We start from the raw sequence: 16,740 nt of genomic DNA, 5'->3' as shown, positions 1-16,740 counted from the left end.
AGTGTCGGCAGCCGGCCCGATCAAAGCTCCAGCTTGTAGCCGATGTGGGTGGCCCTGAAGCCGAGCCGGTCGTAGAAACGGTGCGCATCGAGCCGGGTTTTGTTGGTCGTCAACTGGACGATCCGGCAACCGCGCTCACGGCAGGTTTCGATTGCCCATTCGAACAGGCGCTGCCCGAGCCTTTCGCCGCGCCGGTCGGCCGCGATGCGCACCGCCTCGATCTGGCCGCGCCGCGCGCCTCGCAACGATAGTCCTGCGAGAAAGGTTATCTGCAGCGTGCCTATGATTCCGGCATCGTCGGCCATCACCGCAAGGAACTGGTTCGGATCGGCATCGATGGCCGCGAAGGCATCCAGGTAGGCTTGCGCCAGAGGCAGGCTTGCGTCCTCGCGGGCGCTGCCAAGCTCATCGTCGGCAAGCATCGCGATGATCGCCGACAGATCGGCTTGCTTGGCGCGGCGGATCTGGATTTCGCTCATTCTCGGGACCTCGTGCTGGGCCGGTGACTTATGCACGGGCAGCCACGTTGCGGCAAACTGCTACGCGTGCTTGCGGGCTGCGCCGATCGGTGCACAGGCGCCTCGGCTATCGCAGCGTCTTTCGTTGTGGTCTATTGCCGATCTTCCCACCCTCCAGCCCTTCTCATCCGATGTCAGGCCTGCTCAGCGATCCGTGGTTCTACGCCGCCGCCATTCCGGCGGTCATTCTCGTCGGCCTGTCGAAGGGCGGCTTTGGCGGCGCCGTCGGTTTCGTCGGCGTGCCGCTGATGGCGCTGACCATTCCGCCGGTGCAGGCAGCTGCCATCCTCTTGCCGATACTGTGCCTGATGGACATCGTTTCGGTATGGACCTGGTGGGGCGTCTACGATCGCAAGATGCTGGTCGACATGATGCCGGGCGCCGTCATCGGCATCGGCCTCGGCTGGCTGACAGCCGCCCTCGTCACGGAAGAGATGGTGCGGCTGATCGTCGGCGCGGTCGCCCTGATCTTCGTGCTGCGCTGGCTCTATCTGCAGTTTCGCCATGGCGCCGACCACGCGACGGAGCCGAACCGGATCGCCGCCGCCTTCTGGGGCACGGTCGCCGGCTTCACCAGCTTTGTCGCCCATGTCGGCGGCCCGCCTTTCCAGGTCTACGCGCTGCCGATCCGGCTCGACCCGAAGGTGCTTTCGGGCACGGCGGCGATCTTCTTCGCCGCCACCAACGCGCTGAAGCTCGTGCCCTATTTCGCGCTTGGCCAGTTCGACGCGGCAAACCTGACCGCGTCCGCCGTGCTGATGCCATTGGCGCCGCTCTCCACCATCGCCGGCGCCTGGCTGGTGCGCCGCATGCGGCCGGAAGTGTTTTATCCGTTCACCTATGCGACCGTGGCCGTGGTCGCGGCCAAGCTGGTCTGGGACGGCATTGCCGGCCTGATGTGACGGCGGCCGAGCTGGCCGCTCGCGTCAGTGTTCAGGCGGCGCTAGGCGCCATTTGACGGCGGCCGCCAAAGGCGAGCGCGACGCCGAGGGCGACGACCATCACCATGCCAGCCAGAGTGCCGATGTCGTGCAAGGTCGGCTTCAGCACCATGTCGGCGATGATCACCAGCATCACGGCATAATCGAAGCGCGCCCAGCACATCATGCGCTGGCCGACTGCCAGAACGGCCGGCGTTACACCTTCCCTGGCGATCATGGCGCCCATCCGCGCACCGGTCGGCTTGAAGACCAGCATGCCGATCGAGAAGGTCGCGGCGTAGCCGACAAGGCCGATGCCGATCCACAGTTCGGAAAAGCCGACCCAGAAGCCGCACATGACCAGGCCGAAGATCAAGGTCAGCATCGACATCGGCGCGAAGAAGCGGTCGCCGAGCTTGCCGGTGGCGCGCATCGCCTGCAGTTTTTCCTCGATGTTGCCCGCACGTTCGGCAATCACGCCGAGCAGGAAAAGGACGAAACCGCCGCCAACCCACAAGGTGGCCGAGACGACGTGAAGGAATTTGACGACCGAATACCAGTCCATGGTTCTGCTCCTGGATTTTTCTGATTTACGGCCGCGCGATTTATGCCGGCCTCAAGAGGAGCGGGCGTTTAGCGTGACGCCTGTTTCGGAACGATGTCGCGAAAAGCAGGGCTGTGTTTCAGATGGCGGCGGATGGCAGCGACTGATCCGTGCTGCTTGCCGGCAATCTAGCGATAGAATCCGTGCTCGGCATATCCTCGATGGGGTTCTACGCCGGCATGCTGCTCTTCGCCTTCATCGCCTGCCGGCCATCTGGAGGACCTGAAGCGATCCCGTGCGACGAGGCTGCTGTCCTGTTACGGCACAGCAAAGCCGTTTCGGTTGAAAATTCGAGGCGTCGTTAAGGCTTCATTAAGCTTTACAGGTGTTTACTATCCACATCCAGTTTTCTGGATTCTTACCGAGTGGTTGGAGCCACTTTGTTTGACGCCTCCCTGTTAAACTCCTGAGAGCCGCCTTATCCGCGGCTCTTTTTTTGTCTGGAGGCTGGCCGGCGGGAATGGAGGGGCCGGCGTTAACCGTTTGTTAAACATGCGCTTGCCTTCATGGGCGTCGAAGCGCATTTTCAAGCCTCAGTTGTTTAGGGTGCGGGGCGTATCGGTAAAAACTAAAAATACCGAATCGGCTTGCGGCAGTGCAGGGGCGTATTTCCATGAACGAGCCTTCGAAGGGCAGCGCGAAAACCATTAAGCTAGCGGAGCGCCGGGTTTTCTCCCAATCCTTCAAGCCGCTCTATCAAGAGGGCATGGGGCTGGTTGAGCAGGCGGCCGAATATCTCGACGGCAAAGGCAGGCTCGAGGCCAAGAAGCTGTCGCGCACGGCGGCCACGCTCTACGCAGCGGAATCGATGCGGCTGACCACAAGGCTGATGCAGGTCGCGTCCTGGCTGCTTCTGCAGCGTGCGGCCAATTCCGGCGAGATGACCCGCGACCAGGTTGCGTCCGAAAAATCCAAAGTGCGTCTCGACACGGCGTCCGCCCATGACGAGGCGCTCGGCTGGAACGAGTTGCCGAAGGAGTTCCTGGACCTCGTCAACCGGTCGCTGCGCCTGCAGTCGCTGGTGCGACGCATGGACGAAGAGATTTATGGCGGCGCCATGAGCGGTCCATATTCCGACGGCCGACGCGCCAATCCGGTTTCCGACCAGATCAGCCTGTTGAACACGGCCTTCGCGCGCGGCTGATCCGCCTGCTCGAACCAGCCGGCTGCATCCCGAGGCGCCGTTTCTGGTTTGTTCACATTTTGCTGGCATCCCGATGCATCAAGGCTAGACTTGGCGCATGGGGGAAGCGATTCGCATCATCGGCATCGATCCGGGACTGAGGCGCACCGGCTGGGGCATCATCGAGAGCCTCGGCAACTCGCTGCGCTTCGTCGCCTCGGGCACCGTGCATTCTGACGGCGAGGCGTCGCTCGCGACGCGGCTTTGCCAGTTGCACGACGGGCTGGCCGAGGTTTTGCACCAGGCCATGCCGCACGAGGCGGCGGTCGAGCAGACCTTCGTCAACAAGGATGCGACGGCGACGCTGAAGCTCGGCCAGGCGCGCGGCATCGCCATGCTGGTGCCGGCGCGCGCCGGGCTGGTGGTTGCCGAATATGCTCCCAATACTGTCAAGAAAGCGGTGATCGGCGTCGGCCACGGCGACAAGAAGCAGATCCACATGATGGTGAAGGTGCTGATGCCGAAGGCGGTGTTCGAGACCGACGACGCGGCCGACGCGCTGGCCATCGCTATCTGCCATGCGCATCATCGCCAGAGCGCCGCCTATCGGATGGCGATGCTGGCGTAAGGGGAAAGCCATGATCGGCAAGCTCAAAGGCACGCTGGACGAGATCGACGAGGATACCTGCCTCGTCGACGTGCATGGCGTCGGCTATGTCGCGCATTGCTCGGCGCGCACGCTGGCATCGCTGCCGTCGCCCGGCGAAGCGGTCGTGCTGTTCATCGACACCTATGTGCGCGAGGACATGATCCGGCTCTACGGCTTCCAGACGGCGCTGGAGCGCGAATGGTTCCGCCTCCTGATGAACAATGTGCAGGGCGTCGGCGCCAAGGTGGCGCTGGCGGTGCTTTCGACGCTGGCGCCGGCCGAGCTCGCAAATGCGATCGCGCTGCGCGACATCGCCATGGTCTCGCGCGCGCCCGGCGTCGGCAAGAAGGTGGCCGAGCGCATCATCAACGAATTGCGGACAAAGGCGCCGGCTTACGCGGGAGCGGCAACCGGCACGATCGGCCTCAAGCAGGAGATCGGTGAAGGGGTTGCCCCGGCGCCGATCACCGATGCGGTCTCGGCTCTGGTCAATCTCGGCTATTCACGGGACATCGCCGCCAATGCGGTAGCGGCGGCACTGAAATCGGCCGGCGAGGGAGCCGATGCGTCGAAGCTGATCCGTTTCGGGCTGAAGGAACTGGCGCGGTGAGGCCGCGCTTGTCCTGCCGCGGGCCATATGCAAGGAAGGCCGCATGAGCCTTTCGCCCCGTCTCATTGCTCCCGACAAGCGCGGCGAGGATGCCGACCAGTCCTTGCGGCCGCAGTCGCTCGACGAATTCGTCGGCCAGGCGGCGGCGCGCGCCAACCTCAAGGTCTTCATCGATGCCGCCAAGGGCCGTGGCGAGGCGCTGGACCATGTGTTGTTCGTCGGCCCACCGGGTCTCGGCAAGACCACGCTGGCGCAGATCATGGCGCGCGAGCTCGGTGTCAATTTCCGCTCGACCTCAGGGCCGGTCATCGCCAAGGCGGGCGATCTGGCCGCGCTGCTCACCAATCTCGAGGAGCGCGACGTGCTCTTCATCGACGAGATCCATCGGCTCAATCCGGCGGTCGAGGAAATCCTCTATCCGGCGATGGAGGATTTCCAGCTCGACCTCATCATCGGCGAGGGGCCGGCGGCGCGGTCGGTCAAGATCGACCTTGCCCGCTTCACGCTGGTCGCCGCCACAACCCGGCTCGGATTGCTGACCAATCCGCTGCGCGACCGTTTCGGTATCCCGGTCAGACTCAATTTCTACACCGTCGAGGAGCTGGAGCTGATCGTGCGCCGCGGCGCCCGCATCCTGCAGATGCCGCTCGGTGACGATGGAGCTGTGGAGATCGCGCGGCGTGCGCGCGGCACGCCGCGCATCGCCGGGCGGCTGCTGCGCCGGGTGCGCGACTTCGCCAGCGTCGCCGGCGCCGCGCATGTCGACAAGCGTATCGCCGATGAGGCGTTGACCAGGCTGGAAGTGGATGGGCTAGGCCTCGATGCACTCGACCGCCGCTATCTCTCCATGATCGCCCGCAATTTCGGGGGCGGGCCAGTCGGGATCGAGACGATCGCGGCAGGGCTTTCGGAGCCGCGCGACGCGATCGAGGACATCATCGAACCCTATCTGATCCAGCAAGGCTTCATCCAACGTACGCCGCGCGGCCGCGTGCTGGCCGCCAACGCCTGGCGGCATCTTGGCCTCGATGCGCCAAAGGATCTCGCCCAACAGCAGATCGGCCTGTTCCAGGAAGAGTAACGGACATTTGTTCGTAGGCGGGAGCGACAAGCGTTAGTCTGCGCGAAATCTCCCCACCTCAGCCAAGGTGCGGGCGCAATTGCCGGCTCTAACGCAGTCCTGCACAATGCAACCGTTATCCCCGGGGCCGGCCTATCGATGATCACCAGACGTGGTTTCCTGCGCCTCGTCAGCGGCTCTTTCTTCGCCATGGTGTCGCTCGGCGCCTATGCGGTGGGCATCGAGCCGATGCTGCTAACCCATGTGAAGCGCTATGCCTTGACACCACCGCATTGGCCGGCGGGGCTCAAGCTGCGTGTCGTGGCGCTGGCCGACATCCATGCCTGCCAGCCCTGGATGACGCCGGAACGGATCGCCTCGCTGGTCGAGCAGGCCAATGCGCTGCAGCCGGACCTCATCGTCCTGCTTGGCGACTTTACGGCCGCTACCCGCATCGTCACGGGATGGGTGCATCCCGCCGAATGGGCCAGGGCGCTCTCCGGACTGAAGGCCCCGCTCGGCGTCCTGTCCATCCTCGGCAACCACGATTGGTGGACCGATATCCAGGCCCAGCTCGCGGAGGCCGGGCCGACAATATCGCGCAAGGCGCTCGAGCATGCCGGCATTCCCGTGCTGGAGAACGACGTCGTGCGCCTCGAAAAGGACGGACATGGCTTCTGGATCGCCGGGCTTGCCGACCAGCTCGCGCTGCTGCCGAACAAGGCCAAGGGCCGCGACAGCTTCCAGGGTTTCGACGATCTCGGCGGCACCCTGGCGAAGGCAAACGATGACGCGCCGATCATCCTGCTGGCGCATGAGCCCGATATCTTCACGAAAGTGCCGGGACGGGTCTCCTTGACGCTGTCCGGGCACACACATGGCGGACAGGTTCGGCTGTTCGGCTATTCTCCGGTCGTGCCATCCGCCTACGGCAATCGTTTCGCCTACGGTCACGTCGTCGAGAACGACCGCAACCTCATCGTTTCCGGCGGGCTCGGTTTCAGCATCGTTCCGGTGCGTCTCGGTGTGCGCCCGGAAATCCTGCAGATCGATCTTGGCTGAACGCTGAAGGCGCGTGCGTCCGAAGCGTACTTGCGACATGCTTAGTGCAGCGCCCTGATCATGTTCATCACGTCGGGCTCCGCCTTCTTGCCGTCGAAGGCGTCGACGATGCCGAAGGCGCCGCCATAGCCCCACACAGACCAGGAGAAGCCGTGCGCCTCGGCGCGGGCGATCATGTCCTTGACGTAGGCGGCCCGGTATTCTCCAGGCATCACATAGGGGTTGCCGTATTCCTGGCGGATCATGCCGAACTCGCCAAGTGTGATGTTTTCTGGCTCGACGCCATTGGTCCTGGCCCAGGCCTCGACCGTCTTGAACGGCGCGTCCATGGCCGCGAGCAGCTTTTCGGGGCTGTCCAGGTTCGCCGCCTGCTCGTCGAGATAGGCGAGCAGGCCTCCGCGGCGCGTCCATGGCGCCTTGGCCCTGATCCTGTCGCGGATCGTGTCGAGCGCCGCGTCGAGCTCGGCGCGCGGCACCGCGGTCAGCGGATAGGGCAGGCCGGTGACATAAGGAATGAAATCGCCGGCCCAGGTCGCGCCCTGATGCGTCAGCAGGAACGGGTCGTAGGAATGGAAGGTCCAGATGATGTTGTCATCGGGGATCGTCTTCGGGTCGACCTTCGCCAGCGACTCCGCATTCGAGTAACAGCCGCCGGTGAGGATGAGGGTCAGCCTGGTGGCGGAGGCGCGCGCGGCAGCGAACAGCTTCTTCTGGCGGTCGGGCCAGAGATTGGTGCCGGCGCCATCGCAGTCGAGGATCGGCTCGTTCATCAGTTCGAACGCGACCCGGTCGGGATCCTCGGCGGCCAGCGTGCGCGCCATCTTGCGCACCACTTCGACATAGGCGTCGAAAGTCGCTGGATCGTCCATCACCTCGCTCATGCCAATCTTGCGGCTGCCGCCGGCCGGGATCAGGTGCAGGTCGACAATGACCTTCAGGCCGGCGCGGTTGATCATGCGGGCCGAGTCCAGCACGCTGGCGTAAAGGTCCTCGCGGAGCGGAAGCGTCTTGTCGGACAGGAAAGGCGAGGGATCGACAGGCATGCGCAGGAAGTCGAACCCGGCCGATTTAAGCGCCTTGAGGTCGTCCTCGTTGAGGAATTTCCGCCATTCCGGATAAGGCAGGATGGCCTTCGGATCGTTCCACTTCTCCTCGCCGGTCCACGTGGTCCACTGGTCGAGGTTGAGGCCGCGCTTCATCGAGAAGGTCGCAGCCCCGGCCGGCCAAGCCAGCGTGGCAAGCATGAGCGCCGCCATCAGGGTCTTGATCATCGTGCCCAACAGTGCCATCCGGTTCCCGCGCGAGAAACACCTGCCTCTTCGAAGCGGAAAAGGAAAGCGCGATGGACGATCATGGTGAATCGGCGGCGCTCAGCGCCGGGCTGTCCGGCGCCTTGACGGATTTCGGCCATCGGCTGATGGCGCGGGTCTATTACGCCGACACCGACTTCTCCGGCGTCGTCTATCATGCCCGCTACCTCGAATTTCTCGAGCGCGGCCGCTCGGACTATCTGAGGCTGGCCGGCGTCCATCACACCGAGCTTGCCGAAGGCAAGCATGGCGAGCGCATCGTCTGGGTGGTCCGGCGCATGGAGATCGACTTCCGCTCGCCCGCGCGCATGGACGACATCCTCACCATCGACACGCGCACCGACGACATTTCGGGCGCCCGTATCTTCATGGGCCAGCAATTGAAGCGCGGCGATGACGTGCTGGTCGAGGCGAAGGTCGAGGCGGCGATCATCGGCGAACTCGGTCGGCCGAAACGGTTCCCGAAGGAATGGATCGCGGCCTTCATGCCGATGGCGCGCTGATATTTCAGGTCAAGCCGGCTCGACGTGAATCTCTACGCGCTTGACCTGGTCGGCCAGGGCATCCGGCGCAAGGCGCGGCAATGCGCCGCGCTTCTTATCCTAACCCATCCTTAACCATAACGGTTCATGAAGGAATTGGCGAAGATTGGCGCAATTGGTGCGCCTTCCTTTCACCAATATTTGCCCCGAAAAGGCCGCGAAACGGTGCATTCGGGGCTTGTCCCGCAAGCTTCAAGCTTCGCGCGATCGGACCAAAGGGATGCCCATGGGCCAGCCGCCAGCGATGCCCGGATAATCTAAGGACGTAGCCATGGAAAATATCGCACTCGCCGACCCGGGCGCGCATTTGTCGATTTGGTCGCTGTTCATGCAGGCCGGCTGGGTGGTCAAGCTGGTCATGATCGGGCTGCTCTGCGCCTCGATCTGGACCTGGGCGATCATCATCGACAAGCTTGTCGCCTATGGCCGCATGCGGCTGGCGCTCAATCGCTTCGAACAGGTGTTCTGGTCGGGACAGTCGCTCGAAGATCTCTACCGGACGCTGGCCGACCGCAAGACCACCGGCATGGGCGCGATCTTCGTCGCCGCGATGCGCGAGTGGAAGAAGAGCTTTGAAAAGGGCGCGAAATCGCCGCTGGCGTTGCAGACCCGCATCGACAAGGCGATGGATCTGGCCCTCACCCGCGAGATGGAGCGGCTGGAGGGCCGTCTCGGCTTCCTTGCCACAACCGGCTCGGCCGCGCCCTTCATCGGGCTGTTCGGCACCGTCATCGGCATCATGACGTCCTTCCAGGCCATCGCCGCCTCGAAGAACACAAGCCTCTCGGTCGTGGCTCCCGGCATCGCCGAGGCGCTGCTGGCGACGGCCATCGGCCTGCTCGCGGCCATTCCCGCCGTCATCGCCTACAACAAGCTGTCATCGGACGCGAACAAGATCGGCGTGCGCATGGAAGGGTTCGCGGACGAATTCTCCGCCATACTCTCGCGCCAAATCGATGAAAAAGTAGCGCAGAAGGCCTGAGGAAACGATCATGGGGATGTCTGCAGGCGCAGGTGGCATGGGGCGGGGCGGACGCGGCCACAGGCGGCGTGGTCGCCACCATGGCCTGATGTCCGAGATCAACGTCACTCCGATGGTCGACGTGATGCTGGTGCTCCTGATCATCTTCATGGTCGCGGCGCCGCTTCTCACCGTCGGCGTTCCGATCGACCTGCCCGACACGCAGGCCAAGGCAATGAATGTGGACACGCAGCCGATCACCGTATCGATCAACGCGACCGGCCAGATCTATCTGCAGGAAACCGAGATACCGATCGAGGAGCTGGTGGCGAAGCTGCAGGCGATCTCGAAGACCGGTTATGACGAACGCATCTTCATCCGCGGCGACAAATCGACGGACTATGGCACGGCGATGAAGGTCATGGCCCGCATTTCAGCGGCCGGGTACAAGAACATCGGCCTGGTCTCGCTGCAGGAACAGGACCAATAGGCGGGAAATGCGGACCGGCCTCACCTCATCGGTGATCTTGCATGCGGTGGCGATAGCCTTCGGGCTGTTCACGCTGTCATCGCCGCCAGCCATGCCGGCCGCGAATGTTGAATCGGTGTCCGTCGACATCGTGCCGATGGAGGCTATCGCGCAGTCGCTGCAAGGCGACAAGAAGTCGGTGATGCACGACAAGCCGGCTCCCGTCCCGACCAAGCGCCCGGATATAGTACCGAACGCGCAGAAGGTCGGCGAGAACAGCACCGACACCGACAAACCGATAACGGACGAGGCCAAGCCCAAGCCCGTCGACAAGACTTCCGCGCCGCCGCCGGCGCCGACGCCGACCGAGAAGCCGGCGGTCGAGGACGTGCCGAAGCCGCAGGAAAAACCCAAGCCCGTGCCGGCGACCGAAGTCGCGCCGACGCCGACGCCGAAGGAAGAGGTGAAGCCGGAGCCGGTCAAGCAGACCGATCCCAAGCCGACGCCCGCCAAGGAACCGACGCCTACGCCGCCACAGGACAAGACCGCCGCCATCCAGCCGAAGCCCGAGGTCAAGCCTGACGCCATCGCGCAGGCGATCACCAAGGATCAGCCGACCGACGAGGCCAAGCTCCCGGATTCCGCGCCTGCGCCGGAGGCGCGGCCGAAGCCGCAGCCGGTCCAGGCCGAAAGCGCCAAGGCACCGGACCGCAAGGACGCCGACAAGCCGGTCAAGGAGGCCTCTTCGAAGGCCAAGTCGGAAGAGAAGCAGTTCAACGCCAACGAGATTTCGGCGTTGCTCGACAAGCAGAAGCCGTCCGGCGGCGGCGCCAAGCGTTCGAGCCAGCAGGCGTCGCTCGGCGGCGAGAAGGATCAGGGTCAGAAGCTCTCCAAGTCGGAGCAGGGGGCGCTGGAGAACCAGCTCGCCGGCTGCTGGTCGATCCCCGCCGGCGTCGAAGGTTCGGAGAGTTTCGTGGCGGTCATCCGGTTCAACCTGGATACCTCCGGCAAGCTCGACGGCCGTCCGTCGGTCGAGAAGTCTAGCGGCAATCGGCAGTTCGACGAAAGCGCCGTACGCGCGGTTCAAAAATGTGATGTGGCCGGCCTGCAGGTGCCGGCCGGCAAGCAGGACATCTGGAACGACATCCGGGTCACGTTCGATCCAAGGGAGATGCTTGGCCTCTAGGCCGGCGTCCGAACCATCAAGAAGAGAAGCGAGAAGACATGAGATCTTTCCTCAAGCCGCTCCTGACGATTGCAGCCATGGCGCTGGGCATGACGGCAGGCGCCACCTTGCCGGCCTGGGCACTTGTCGAGCTCAACGTCAACAAGGGTAATGTCGAGCCGCTGCCGATCGCCATCACGGACTTCAAGTCCAATGACGCGCTCGGCGCGCAGATCACGGAAATCGTCACCGCCGATCTGAAGCGGTCAGGCCTGTTCGCGCCGGTCGACAAGAGCGCCTTCATCGAGAAGATCTCGAACCCGGACGCCACGCCGCGTTTCGACGACTGGAAGGTGATCAACGCGCAGGCGCTGGTTACTGGCAGCGTCGGCAAGGAGGCTGACGGCCGCATCCGGGCCCAGTACCGGCTGTGGGACACCTTCGCAGGCCAGCAGATGGCGGGCGAGCAATTCTTCGCCAACGACGCCAATACGAGGCGCGTCGCCCATATCATCGCCGACGCTATCTATGAGCGGCTGACCGGCGAGAAGGGGTACTTCGATACCCGCGTCGTGTTCGTCGACGAATCCGGCCCCAAGAACGCGCGCAAGAAGCGCCTGGCCATCATGGACCAGGACGGCGCCAATGTCCGCTATCTGTCGGACGGCCGTTCGATTGTGCTGACGCCTCGTTTCTCGCCGAACCGGCAGGAAATCACCTATATGTCCTATGAGAGCGGACAGCCGAAAGTCTATCTGCTGCAGATCGAAACCGGGCAGCGCGAGCTGGTCGGCAACTTCCCGGGCATGACGTTCGCGCCACGCTTCTCGCCCGATGGTCAAAAGGTGATCATGAGCCTGCTGCGCGACGACGGCAATTCCAACATCTTCGCTATGGACCTGCGAAGCCGTTCGACGACGCGGCTGACCGATTCCACCGCGATCGACACCTCGCCGTCCTACTCGCCGGACGGCTCGCAGGTCGTCTTCACCTCCGACCGTGGCGGCGGAAGCGGCCGCTCGCAGATCTACGTCATGGGAGCGGACGGCTCCAACGCGCACCGCATCTCGTTCGGCGACGGCGTCTATTCGACGCCGGTGTGGTCGCCGCGCGGCGATCTCATAGCCTTCACCAAGCAGAGCGGCGGCCAGTTTCAGATCGGCGTCATGAAGACCGACGGCTCGGGCGAGCGTATCCTTTCGTCGGGCTTCCAGCAGGAGGGACCGACCTGGGCGCCGAATGGTCGCGTGGTGATGTTCTTCCGTGACTCCGCCGGCGGACCCAAGCTGGTTTCGGTCGATCTCACCGGCCGCAACGAGCAGCAGATCCCGACGGCGAATTTTGCTTCCGACCCGGCCTGGTCGCCTTTGTTGGAGTAATGTCGTATTTGACCAAAACCCATCGAAAAAGAGGCCTTTCGGGCCTCTTTTTCACATAGCGGTCGCGTTTTGGCCGCATTTCCGCCTACGGTCCGCGCGCAATGTGAGCCCGGCAAAATCAGCCGAGGACGGCGGCTCGAAACGAAAAATTAACCGTGTTTCTTGAATGCCGGTTAACCCAAACGTGGTTACTGGGCGATCAACGAAATCACTCGAATGCGAAGGAGAGGCGGCATGGGCCGTATCGCAGCACTTACCAGGAATCCGGCGATGATCGCGCTGGTGGCGGCGCTCGCCATCACCGGCTGCGCCTCGAAGAAGACCCCGAACAGCGCGGCCGATCTCGGCCTCAACGGCGCCGGCGCCGCCACGCCGGGCTCGGCGCAGGACTTCACCGTCAACATCGGCGACCGCATCTTCTTCGACACCGATTCCTCCTCGATCCGTGCCGACGCCCAGACCACGCTCGCCCGCCAGGCGCAGTGGCTGAACCAGTACCGGCAGTACGCCATCGTCATCGAAGGCCACGCCGACGAACGCGGCACGCGTGAGTACAACCTGGCGCTGGGCGCCCGCCGCGCCGCCGCCACCCGCGACTTCCTCGTTTCCAAGGGCGTTTCCGCCAGCCGCCTGAAGACGATTTCCTACGGCAAGGAACGTCCGGTCGCGGTTTGCGACGACATCTCCTGCTGGTCGCAGAATCGCCGCGCGGTCACCACGCTGTCGGGCGCCGGCTCCTGATCCCAGGGCGGCAAAAATACAACATCCTGGAACCAAAGGCGGCCGCAGGGCCGCCTTTTTCATTTGCAACACGCTGAAACAAAATTTGGCCGAAGTCTCGCGCCCTGCTATGAGCGCGAGGGCGCTTCCTCCCTGTGTTCGATTTGGAAAGGCGCATCAGGTCAACACATCCACCGTGAGAGACAGAATGCATTTCAGAACGGTCCTGAGCGGCACACTTGCGCTGCTGCTCATATCAAGCATCGCGAGCATCGCCGCTCCGGCGGACAGCGGGCAAACCCCGGACAGCGGGTTCACCTTCCACCTGCCCACGCTTGGCATCTTTGGCGACAAGAAGAAGCCGGAACAGGCGACGCAAGTTGCGCAGCAGGACAATGCCGGCATGCAAGACCAGCTCCGCCAGATGAATGGCAAGATCGAGGAGCTGAATTTCCAGATCCTGCAGATGCAGGAGCAGATCCGCAAGCAGCAGGAAGACAATGAATTCCGCTTCCAGCAGCTCGAGGGCGGCTCCCAGGGAGCCAAGCCCCCGCCGCAGAAGAAGTCGGAAGCCGCGCCGGCGAATAGTGGCACGACCCTCGGCGACGCCAGCACCGGCGACGCCGGCGCCAACAACAGCGTCGCCGAAGCGCCGGCCACGCAGGCTCCGGCCGACGCGGGTGGCCAGGATAGCGGCGGCAAGACCGTCGGCGACGTTATCGTCGAATCGCAGACCGGCGATCCGGGCAAGCTCATCACCGGCGCGCCCCCGAAGAACTTTGGCACCATCACCGTCGACAAGAACGGCAATGTCGTCAACGCGGAGGGCAGTTCGCAGGCGAGCGCGCCAGCGGAAGTTCCCCCAGCCGGAGCGGGGACGAAGAGCGGCAAGAACAAGTCGGGCGGCACCGTGATTGCGTCACTGCCTTCGACCAACGATCCGGACGAGCTCTACCGCAACTCCTACCAGTTCATCCTTTCCGGCGATTACCCGACCGCCGAGCAGGGCTTCCGCGATCACATCTCGCGCTTCCCCAAGGATGCCAAGGCGGCGGATGCGCATTACTGGCTTGGCGAGTCGCTGCTTGGCCAGCAGAAATATCGCGACGCGGCGGAGATCTTCCTTGCCGCCAGCAAGGAGTACCCAAAGGCCAAGAAAGCGCCTGACATGTTGCTGAAGCTCGGTGTCTCGCTGGTGGGCCTGAAGCAGAACGACGTGGCCTGTGCCACCTTCAACGAGATCGGCAAGCGCTACCCGGACATTTCCAGCGCGCTGAAGGAACGGGTGAAACAGGAAAAGGCACTGGCGTCGTGCTAGATTTACTCCCGACTGGCGTTGCCCCAGGACCGGGACTGCTTTTTGGCGACATGCATTGATGCTCGATCTCGAGCCTGAGCTTTCGAACCGCCTTTTTTCAAATTTCGATTTTTCCAGCGGCGCTGTTGCGGCCGTGTCCGGCGGCAGCGATTCGACCGCCCTTCTCTTTCTCCTCAAGGATCATCTCGACCGTACCTGGCCGGCAAGCAAGCTGCTGGCGGTGACGATCGACCACGATTTGCGCCCAGGCTCCGCCGCCGAGGCACTGGCCGTGGCCAAGCTGTGCGCCGACCATGGGGTGGCGCATCGCACGCTCACCTGGTCCGGGCGTAAGCCGTCAAGCGGGCTGCCGGCAGCCGCGCGCGAAGCGCGCTACCGGCTGCTGGCGAAGGCGGCCCAGGCGGAAGGCATCGGCGTGGTCCTGACCGGCCACACGGCGGACGATCAGGCGGAGACAGTACTGATGCGGCAGGCCCGCCAGGATGGCCGCCACGAGGAGGCGGGTGACGACGACGCGCGCGAAGACGGGCGCGGCCTCGCCGGCATGGCGCCGGCCACGCTCTATGACTGGCAGACCTGGATCGTGCGGCCGCTGCTCGACACGCTGCGGGAGGCGTTGCGCGAGGTGCTGAGGCGGCACAGCATCGGCTGGATCGAGGATCCGACCAATACCGATCCGCGCTTCGAAAGGCCGCGCATGCGGATATCGCTGGGAAGCGACGGGGGCGAACAGCGTTTCGCGGAAGCGATCGCGAAAGCAGGACAAGTCGCGACCGAGCGCGAAGAGCTTGGCCGCCGCGCCGCGATGCTGATCGGGACTTTCGCCAGCCTGCCAGGTCCGGGGCTGATGCGCCTCGATCATGATTTCGCCTCCGGCAAAGATAACGAAGCCGCTATCCTCGCACTCCGGGTCTTGCTGGCCACGGCCGGGGGTGCCTCGTTCCTTCCGGACGATGCACGCTGCTGCGCCCTGTTTGAGCGGCTGCAGGCCGGACCGTTTTGCGCCACATTGTCGCGGACGGCGGTCGATGCGCGCCGTGCCGGCATCTTCCTTCACCGTGAGGCCCGCAATCTGCCGTCAGCCATCGCGGCGGTGGACAATTGGCTCTGGGATGGCCGCAAGCGGATCACTTTGGGCGACATGTCAGACGGGTTGGTGATCGCGCCGCTGGGGCCGGCGGCCGCCAGACGGGCTCCAGCGGCGGCCAACGTCCCGCAGAGCCTTTTGCGCGCCGCGCTCGCCGTAGAGCCGGCATTGTGGCGTGATGGCGAACGCCTTGATTTTGTTGATGATGCAGCATTGTTGTCGGGTATTTCGATGGTCCCGGCGGTAGCACCTTTCGCTCGCTTCCTGCCGTCCTTCGATCTGCGACTCGCCGCAGCGGTCTCAGCGTTGATCGGCGCGCCGCCGTTGCCACCTCTGCCCTTTCGCGGCCACGATCGTGGCGGAGCATGGGCGAAAGCTTAACCGATAGCTGCTGTTATGCTTGGCAAGGGGGGACGCTCTCCCTATGTTAGGCCGAGCTTCTTCCATCATCGTGTGTCCGTGCGCGGACGCCAACGGGACAATAGATGAATCCGAATTATCGCAACCTCGCGCTCTGGGCGATCATAGCGGTCCTGCTCATCGCGCTGTTCAACCTTTTCCAGACGCCGCAGACACGTGGCGCAACCAGCGAGATTGCCTATTCGCAGTTCCTGCAGGATGTCGCCTCCGGCCGCGTCAAGAGCGTGACCATCGCCGGCGCGCGTATCTCGGGCAACTACACGGACAATGCCAACGGCTTCCAGACCTACTCGCCGGGCGATCCGTCGCTTGTGACCCGATTGCAGGACAAGAACGTCACCATCAACGCGCGGCCTGAAACCGACGGCTCCAACTCGCTGTTCGGCTATCTGATCTCGTGGCTGCCGATGATCCTGATCCTCGGCGTGTGGATATTCTTCATGCGCCAGATGCAATCCGGTTCGGGCCGCGCCATGGGTTTTGGCAAGTCGAAGGCGAAGCTTTTGACCGAGGCGCATGGCCGCGTCACCTTCCAGGATGTGGCCGGCGTCGATGAGGCCAAGGAGGACCTTGAAGAGATCGTCGAGTTCCTGCGCGATCCGCAGAAATTCCAGCGCCTTGGCGGCAAGATCCCGCGCGGCGTGCTCCTGGTCGGTCCGCCCGGCACCGGCAAGACGCTGCTTGCCCGATCGGTCGCCGGCGAGGCCAACGTGCCGTTCTTCACCATCTCCGGTTCGGACTTCGTCGAGATGTTCGTCGGCGTTGGCGCGAGCCGCGTGCGCGACATGTTCGACCAGGCCAAGAAGAACGCGCCCTGCATCAT

At 63.9% G+C, this 16,740-nt stretch carries 18 protein-coding genes; 15 read left to right on the top strand and 3 right to left on the bottom strand.

Annotated features, from left to right (window positions below; all coding sequences use genetic code 11):
* Positions 1 to 20 precede the first annotated feature (20 nt).
* A complete protein-coding gene (locus tag Q0L57_RS13525) occupies positions 21 to 479 on the bottom strand; it encodes a GNAT family N-acetyltransferase (RefSeq protein ID WP_296743369.1) in 459 nt (152 codons plus the stop codon).
* 170 nt (positions 480 to 649) lie between these two features.
* On the opposite strand from Q0L57_RS13525, the gene Q0L57_RS13520 reads away from it, so the two are divergent.
* On the top strand, positions 650 to 1,420 hold the full coding sequence (locus tag Q0L57_RS13520; RefSeq protein ID WP_296743368.1) for a sulfite exporter TauE/SafE family protein: 771 nt from the start codon (positions 650 to 652) through the stop codon (positions 1,418 to 1,420).
* 31 nt (positions 1,421 to 1,451) lie between these two features.
* On the opposite strand, the gene Q0L57_RS13515 is transcribed toward Q0L57_RS13520, so the two are convergent.
* Positions 1,452 to 2,003 carry a DUF2269 family protein gene (locus Q0L57_RS13515; protein WP_296743366.1) on the bottom strand — a complete coding sequence of 184 codons (552 nt, stop codon included), beginning with the start codon at positions 2,001 to 2,003 and terminating at the stop codon, positions 1,452 to 1,454.
* Positions 2,004 to 2,655: 652 nt separating this feature from the next.
* Between Q0L57_RS13515 and Q0L57_RS13510 the strand changes: the two genes are divergently transcribed.
* The 5 genes from Q0L57_RS13510 to Q0L57_RS13490 all read left to right on the top strand — a co-directional run bounded on the left by Q0L57_RS13510 (position 2,656) and on the right by Q0L57_RS13490 (position 6,546).
* Complete coding sequence (locus Q0L57_RS13510; RefSeq protein WP_296743364.1) at positions 2,656 to 3,186, top strand: DUF1465 family protein; 531 nt, start codon at positions 2,656 to 2,658, stop codon at positions 3,184 to 3,186.
* Between the two features lie 97 nt (positions 3,187 to 3,283).
* The gene (gene ruvC, locus Q0L57_RS13505) at positions 3,284 to 3,793 is read left to right on the top strand and encodes a crossover junction endodeoxyribonuclease RuvC (RefSeq protein WP_296743362.1); all 510 of its coding nucleotides are present in this window, start codon (positions 3,284 to 3,286) and stop codon (positions 3,791 to 3,793) included.
* A gap of 10 nt (positions 3,794 to 3,803) precedes the next feature.
* Positions 3,804 to 4,424, top strand: a complete 621-nt coding sequence (gene ruvA / locus Q0L57_RS13500; RefSeq protein ID WP_296743361.1) for a Holliday junction branch migration protein RuvA — start codon at positions 3,804 to 3,806, stop codon at positions 4,422 to 4,424.
* A 43-nt stretch (positions 4,425 to 4,467) separates the two neighbouring features.
* Entirely contained in the window at positions 4,468 to 5,505 is a 1,038-nt protein-coding gene (ruvB, locus tag Q0L57_RS13495) for a Holliday junction branch migration DNA helicase RuvB (RefSeq protein ID WP_296743359.1), read from the top strand.
* A 138-nt stretch (positions 5,506 to 5,643) separates the two neighbouring features.
* Complete coding sequence (locus tag Q0L57_RS13490) at positions 5,644 to 6,546, top strand: metallophosphoesterase (protein ID WP_296743357.1); 903 nt, start codon at positions 5,644 to 5,646, stop codon at positions 6,544 to 6,546.
* A 41-nt stretch (positions 6,547 to 6,587) separates the two neighbouring features.
* Here the strand turns inward: Q0L57_RS13490 and Q0L57_RS13485 are convergent, their stop codons facing one another.
* The gene (locus tag Q0L57_RS13485; protein WP_296743355.1) at positions 6,588 to 7,835 is read right to left on the bottom strand and encodes a cellulase family glycosylhydrolase; all 1,248 of its coding nucleotides are present in this window, start codon (positions 7,833 to 7,835) and stop codon (positions 6,588 to 6,590) included.
* Between the two features lie 53 nt (positions 7,836 to 7,888).
* On the opposite strand from Q0L57_RS13485, the gene ybgC reads away from it, so the two are divergent.
* The 9 genes from ybgC to Q0L57_RS13440 all read left to right on the top strand — a co-directional run.
* Complete coding sequence (ybgC, locus tag Q0L57_RS13480) at positions 7,889 to 8,359, top strand: tol-pal system-associated acyl-CoA thioesterase (protein WP_296743353.1); 471 nt, start codon at positions 7,889 to 7,891, stop codon at positions 8,357 to 8,359.
* A 310-nt stretch (positions 8,360 to 8,669) separates the two neighbouring features.
* Positions 8,670 to 9,380, top strand: coding sequence for a protein TolQ (tolQ, locus tag Q0L57_RS13475; protein WP_296743351.1), 711 nt, complete (start codon positions 8,670 to 8,672; stop codon positions 9,378 to 9,380).
* Positions 9,381 to 9,390: 10 nt separating this feature from the next.
* Positions 9,391 to 9,849 (top strand): protein TolR, encoded by a 459-nt coding sequence (tolR, locus tag Q0L57_RS13470; protein ID WP_296743349.1) that lies wholly within the window; start codon positions 9,391 to 9,393, stop codon positions 9,847 to 9,849.
* Between the two features lie 7 nt (positions 9,850 to 9,856).
* On the top strand, positions 9,857 to 11,014 hold the full coding sequence (locus Q0L57_RS13465; RefSeq protein ID WP_296743347.1) for an energy transducer TonB: 1,158 nt from the start codon (positions 9,857 to 9,859) through the stop codon (positions 11,012 to 11,014).
* A 77-nt stretch (positions 11,015 to 11,091) separates the two neighbouring features.
* Positions 11,092 to 12,372: a Tol-Pal system beta propeller repeat protein TolB gene (gene tolB, locus Q0L57_RS13460; protein ID WP_296743427.1), complete on the top strand. Its 1,281-nt coding sequence runs from the start codon at positions 11,092 to 11,094 to the stop codon at positions 12,370 to 12,372.
* A 234-nt stretch (positions 12,373 to 12,606) separates the two neighbouring features.
* Positions 12,607 to 13,113 (top strand): peptidoglycan-associated lipoprotein Pal, encoded by a 507-nt coding sequence (gene pal, locus Q0L57_RS13455; RefSeq protein WP_042645746.1) that lies wholly within the window; start codon positions 12,607 to 12,609, stop codon positions 13,111 to 13,113.
* Between the two features lie 187 nt (positions 13,114 to 13,300).
* Positions 13,301 to 14,410, top strand: coding sequence for a tol-pal system protein YbgF (ybgF, locus tag Q0L57_RS13450; protein WP_296743342.1), 1,110 nt, complete (start codon positions 13,301 to 13,303; stop codon positions 14,408 to 14,410).
* A gap of 58 nt (positions 14,411 to 14,468) precedes the next feature.
* Positions 14,469 to 15,878, top strand: a complete 1,410-nt coding sequence (gene tilS, locus Q0L57_RS13445) for a tRNA lysidine(34) synthetase TilS (RefSeq protein WP_296743426.1) — start codon at positions 14,469 to 14,471, stop codon at positions 15,876 to 15,878.
* A gap of 104 nt (positions 15,879 to 15,982) precedes the next feature.
* A partial coding sequence (locus tag Q0L57_RS13440) for an ATP-dependent metallopeptidase FtsH/Yme1/Tma family protein (RefSeq protein ID WP_296743341.1) occupies positions 15,983 to 16,740 on the top strand: 758 nt, incomplete at its 3' end.

The organism is Mesorhizobium sp. (assembly GCF_024509055.1).
Lineage (GTDB): Bacteria > Pseudomonadota > Alphaproteobacteria > Rhizobiales > Rhizobiaceae > Mesorhizobium.
The sequence above is the reverse complement of the archived record's forward strand: the minus strand, read 5'-3'. Positions and strand labels throughout refer to the sequence as shown.

What these genes read in the sequence shown, in the direction of transcription:
- ruvB (WP_296743359.1), top strand. Translation starts at nt 4,468, where the DNA reads ATGAGCCTTTCGCCCCGTCTCATTGCTCCCGACAAGCGCGGCGAGGAT.
- ruvC (WP_296743362.1), top strand. Translation starts at nt 3,284, where the DNA reads ATGGGGGAAGCGATTCGCATCATCGGCATCGATCCGGGACTGAGGCGC.
- Q0L57_RS13485 (WP_296743355.1), bottom strand. Translation starts at nt 7,835, where the DNA reads ATGGCACTGTTGGGCACGATGATCAAGACCCTGATGGCGGCGCTCATG.
- Q0L57_RS13525 (WP_296743369.1), bottom strand. Translation starts at nt 479, where the DNA reads ATGAGCGAAATCCAGATCCGCCGCGCCAAGCAAGCCGATCTGTCGGCG.
- tilS (WP_296743426.1), top strand. Translation starts at nt 14,469, where the DNA reads ATGCTCGATCTCGAGCCTGAGCTTTCGAACCGCCTTTTTTCAAATTTC.
- tolB (WP_296743427.1), top strand. Translation starts at nt 11,092, where the DNA reads ATGGCGCTGGGCATGACGGCAGGCGCCACCTTGCCGGCCTGGGCACTT.
- tolR (WP_296743349.1), top strand. Translation starts at nt 9,391, where the DNA reads ATGGGGATGTCTGCAGGCGCAGGTGGCATGGGGCGGGGCGGACGCGGC.
- tolQ (WP_296743351.1), top strand. Translation starts at nt 8,670, where the DNA reads ATGGAAAATATCGCACTCGCCGACCCGGGCGCGCATTTGTCGATTTGG.
- ruvA (WP_296743361.1), top strand. Translation starts at nt 3,804, where the DNA reads ATGATCGGCAAGCTCAAAGGCACGCTGGACGAGATCGACGAGGATACC.
- Q0L57_RS13510 (WP_296743364.1), top strand. Translation starts at nt 2,656, where the DNA reads ATGAACGAGCCTTCGAAGGGCAGCGCGAAAACCATTAAGCTAGCGGAG.
- Q0L57_RS13520 (WP_296743368.1), top strand. Translation starts at nt 650, where the DNA reads ATGTCAGGCCTGCTCAGCGATCCGTGGTTCTACGCCGCCGCCATTCCG.
- pal (WP_042645746.1), top strand. Translation starts at nt 12,607, where the DNA reads ATGGGCCGTATCGCAGCACTTACCAGGAATCCGGCGATGATCGCGCTG.
- Q0L57_RS13465 (WP_296743347.1), top strand. Translation starts at nt 9,857, where the DNA reads ATGCGGACCGGCCTCACCTCATCGGTGATCTTGCATGCGGTGGCGATA.
- Q0L57_RS13515 (WP_296743366.1), bottom strand. Translation starts at nt 2,003, where the DNA reads ATGGACTGGTATTCGGTCGTCAAATTCCTTCACGTCGTCTCGGCCACC.
- Q0L57_RS13490 (WP_296743357.1), top strand. Translation starts at nt 5,644, where the DNA reads ATGATCACCAGACGTGGTTTCCTGCGCCTCGTCAGCGGCTCTTTCTTC.
- ybgF (WP_296743342.1), top strand. Translation starts at nt 13,301, where the DNA reads ATGCATTTCAGAACGGTCCTGAGCGGCACACTTGCGCTGCTGCTCATA.
- ybgC (WP_296743353.1), top strand. Translation starts at nt 7,889, where the DNA reads ATGGACGATCATGGTGAATCGGCGGCGCTCAGCGCCGGGCTGTCCGGC.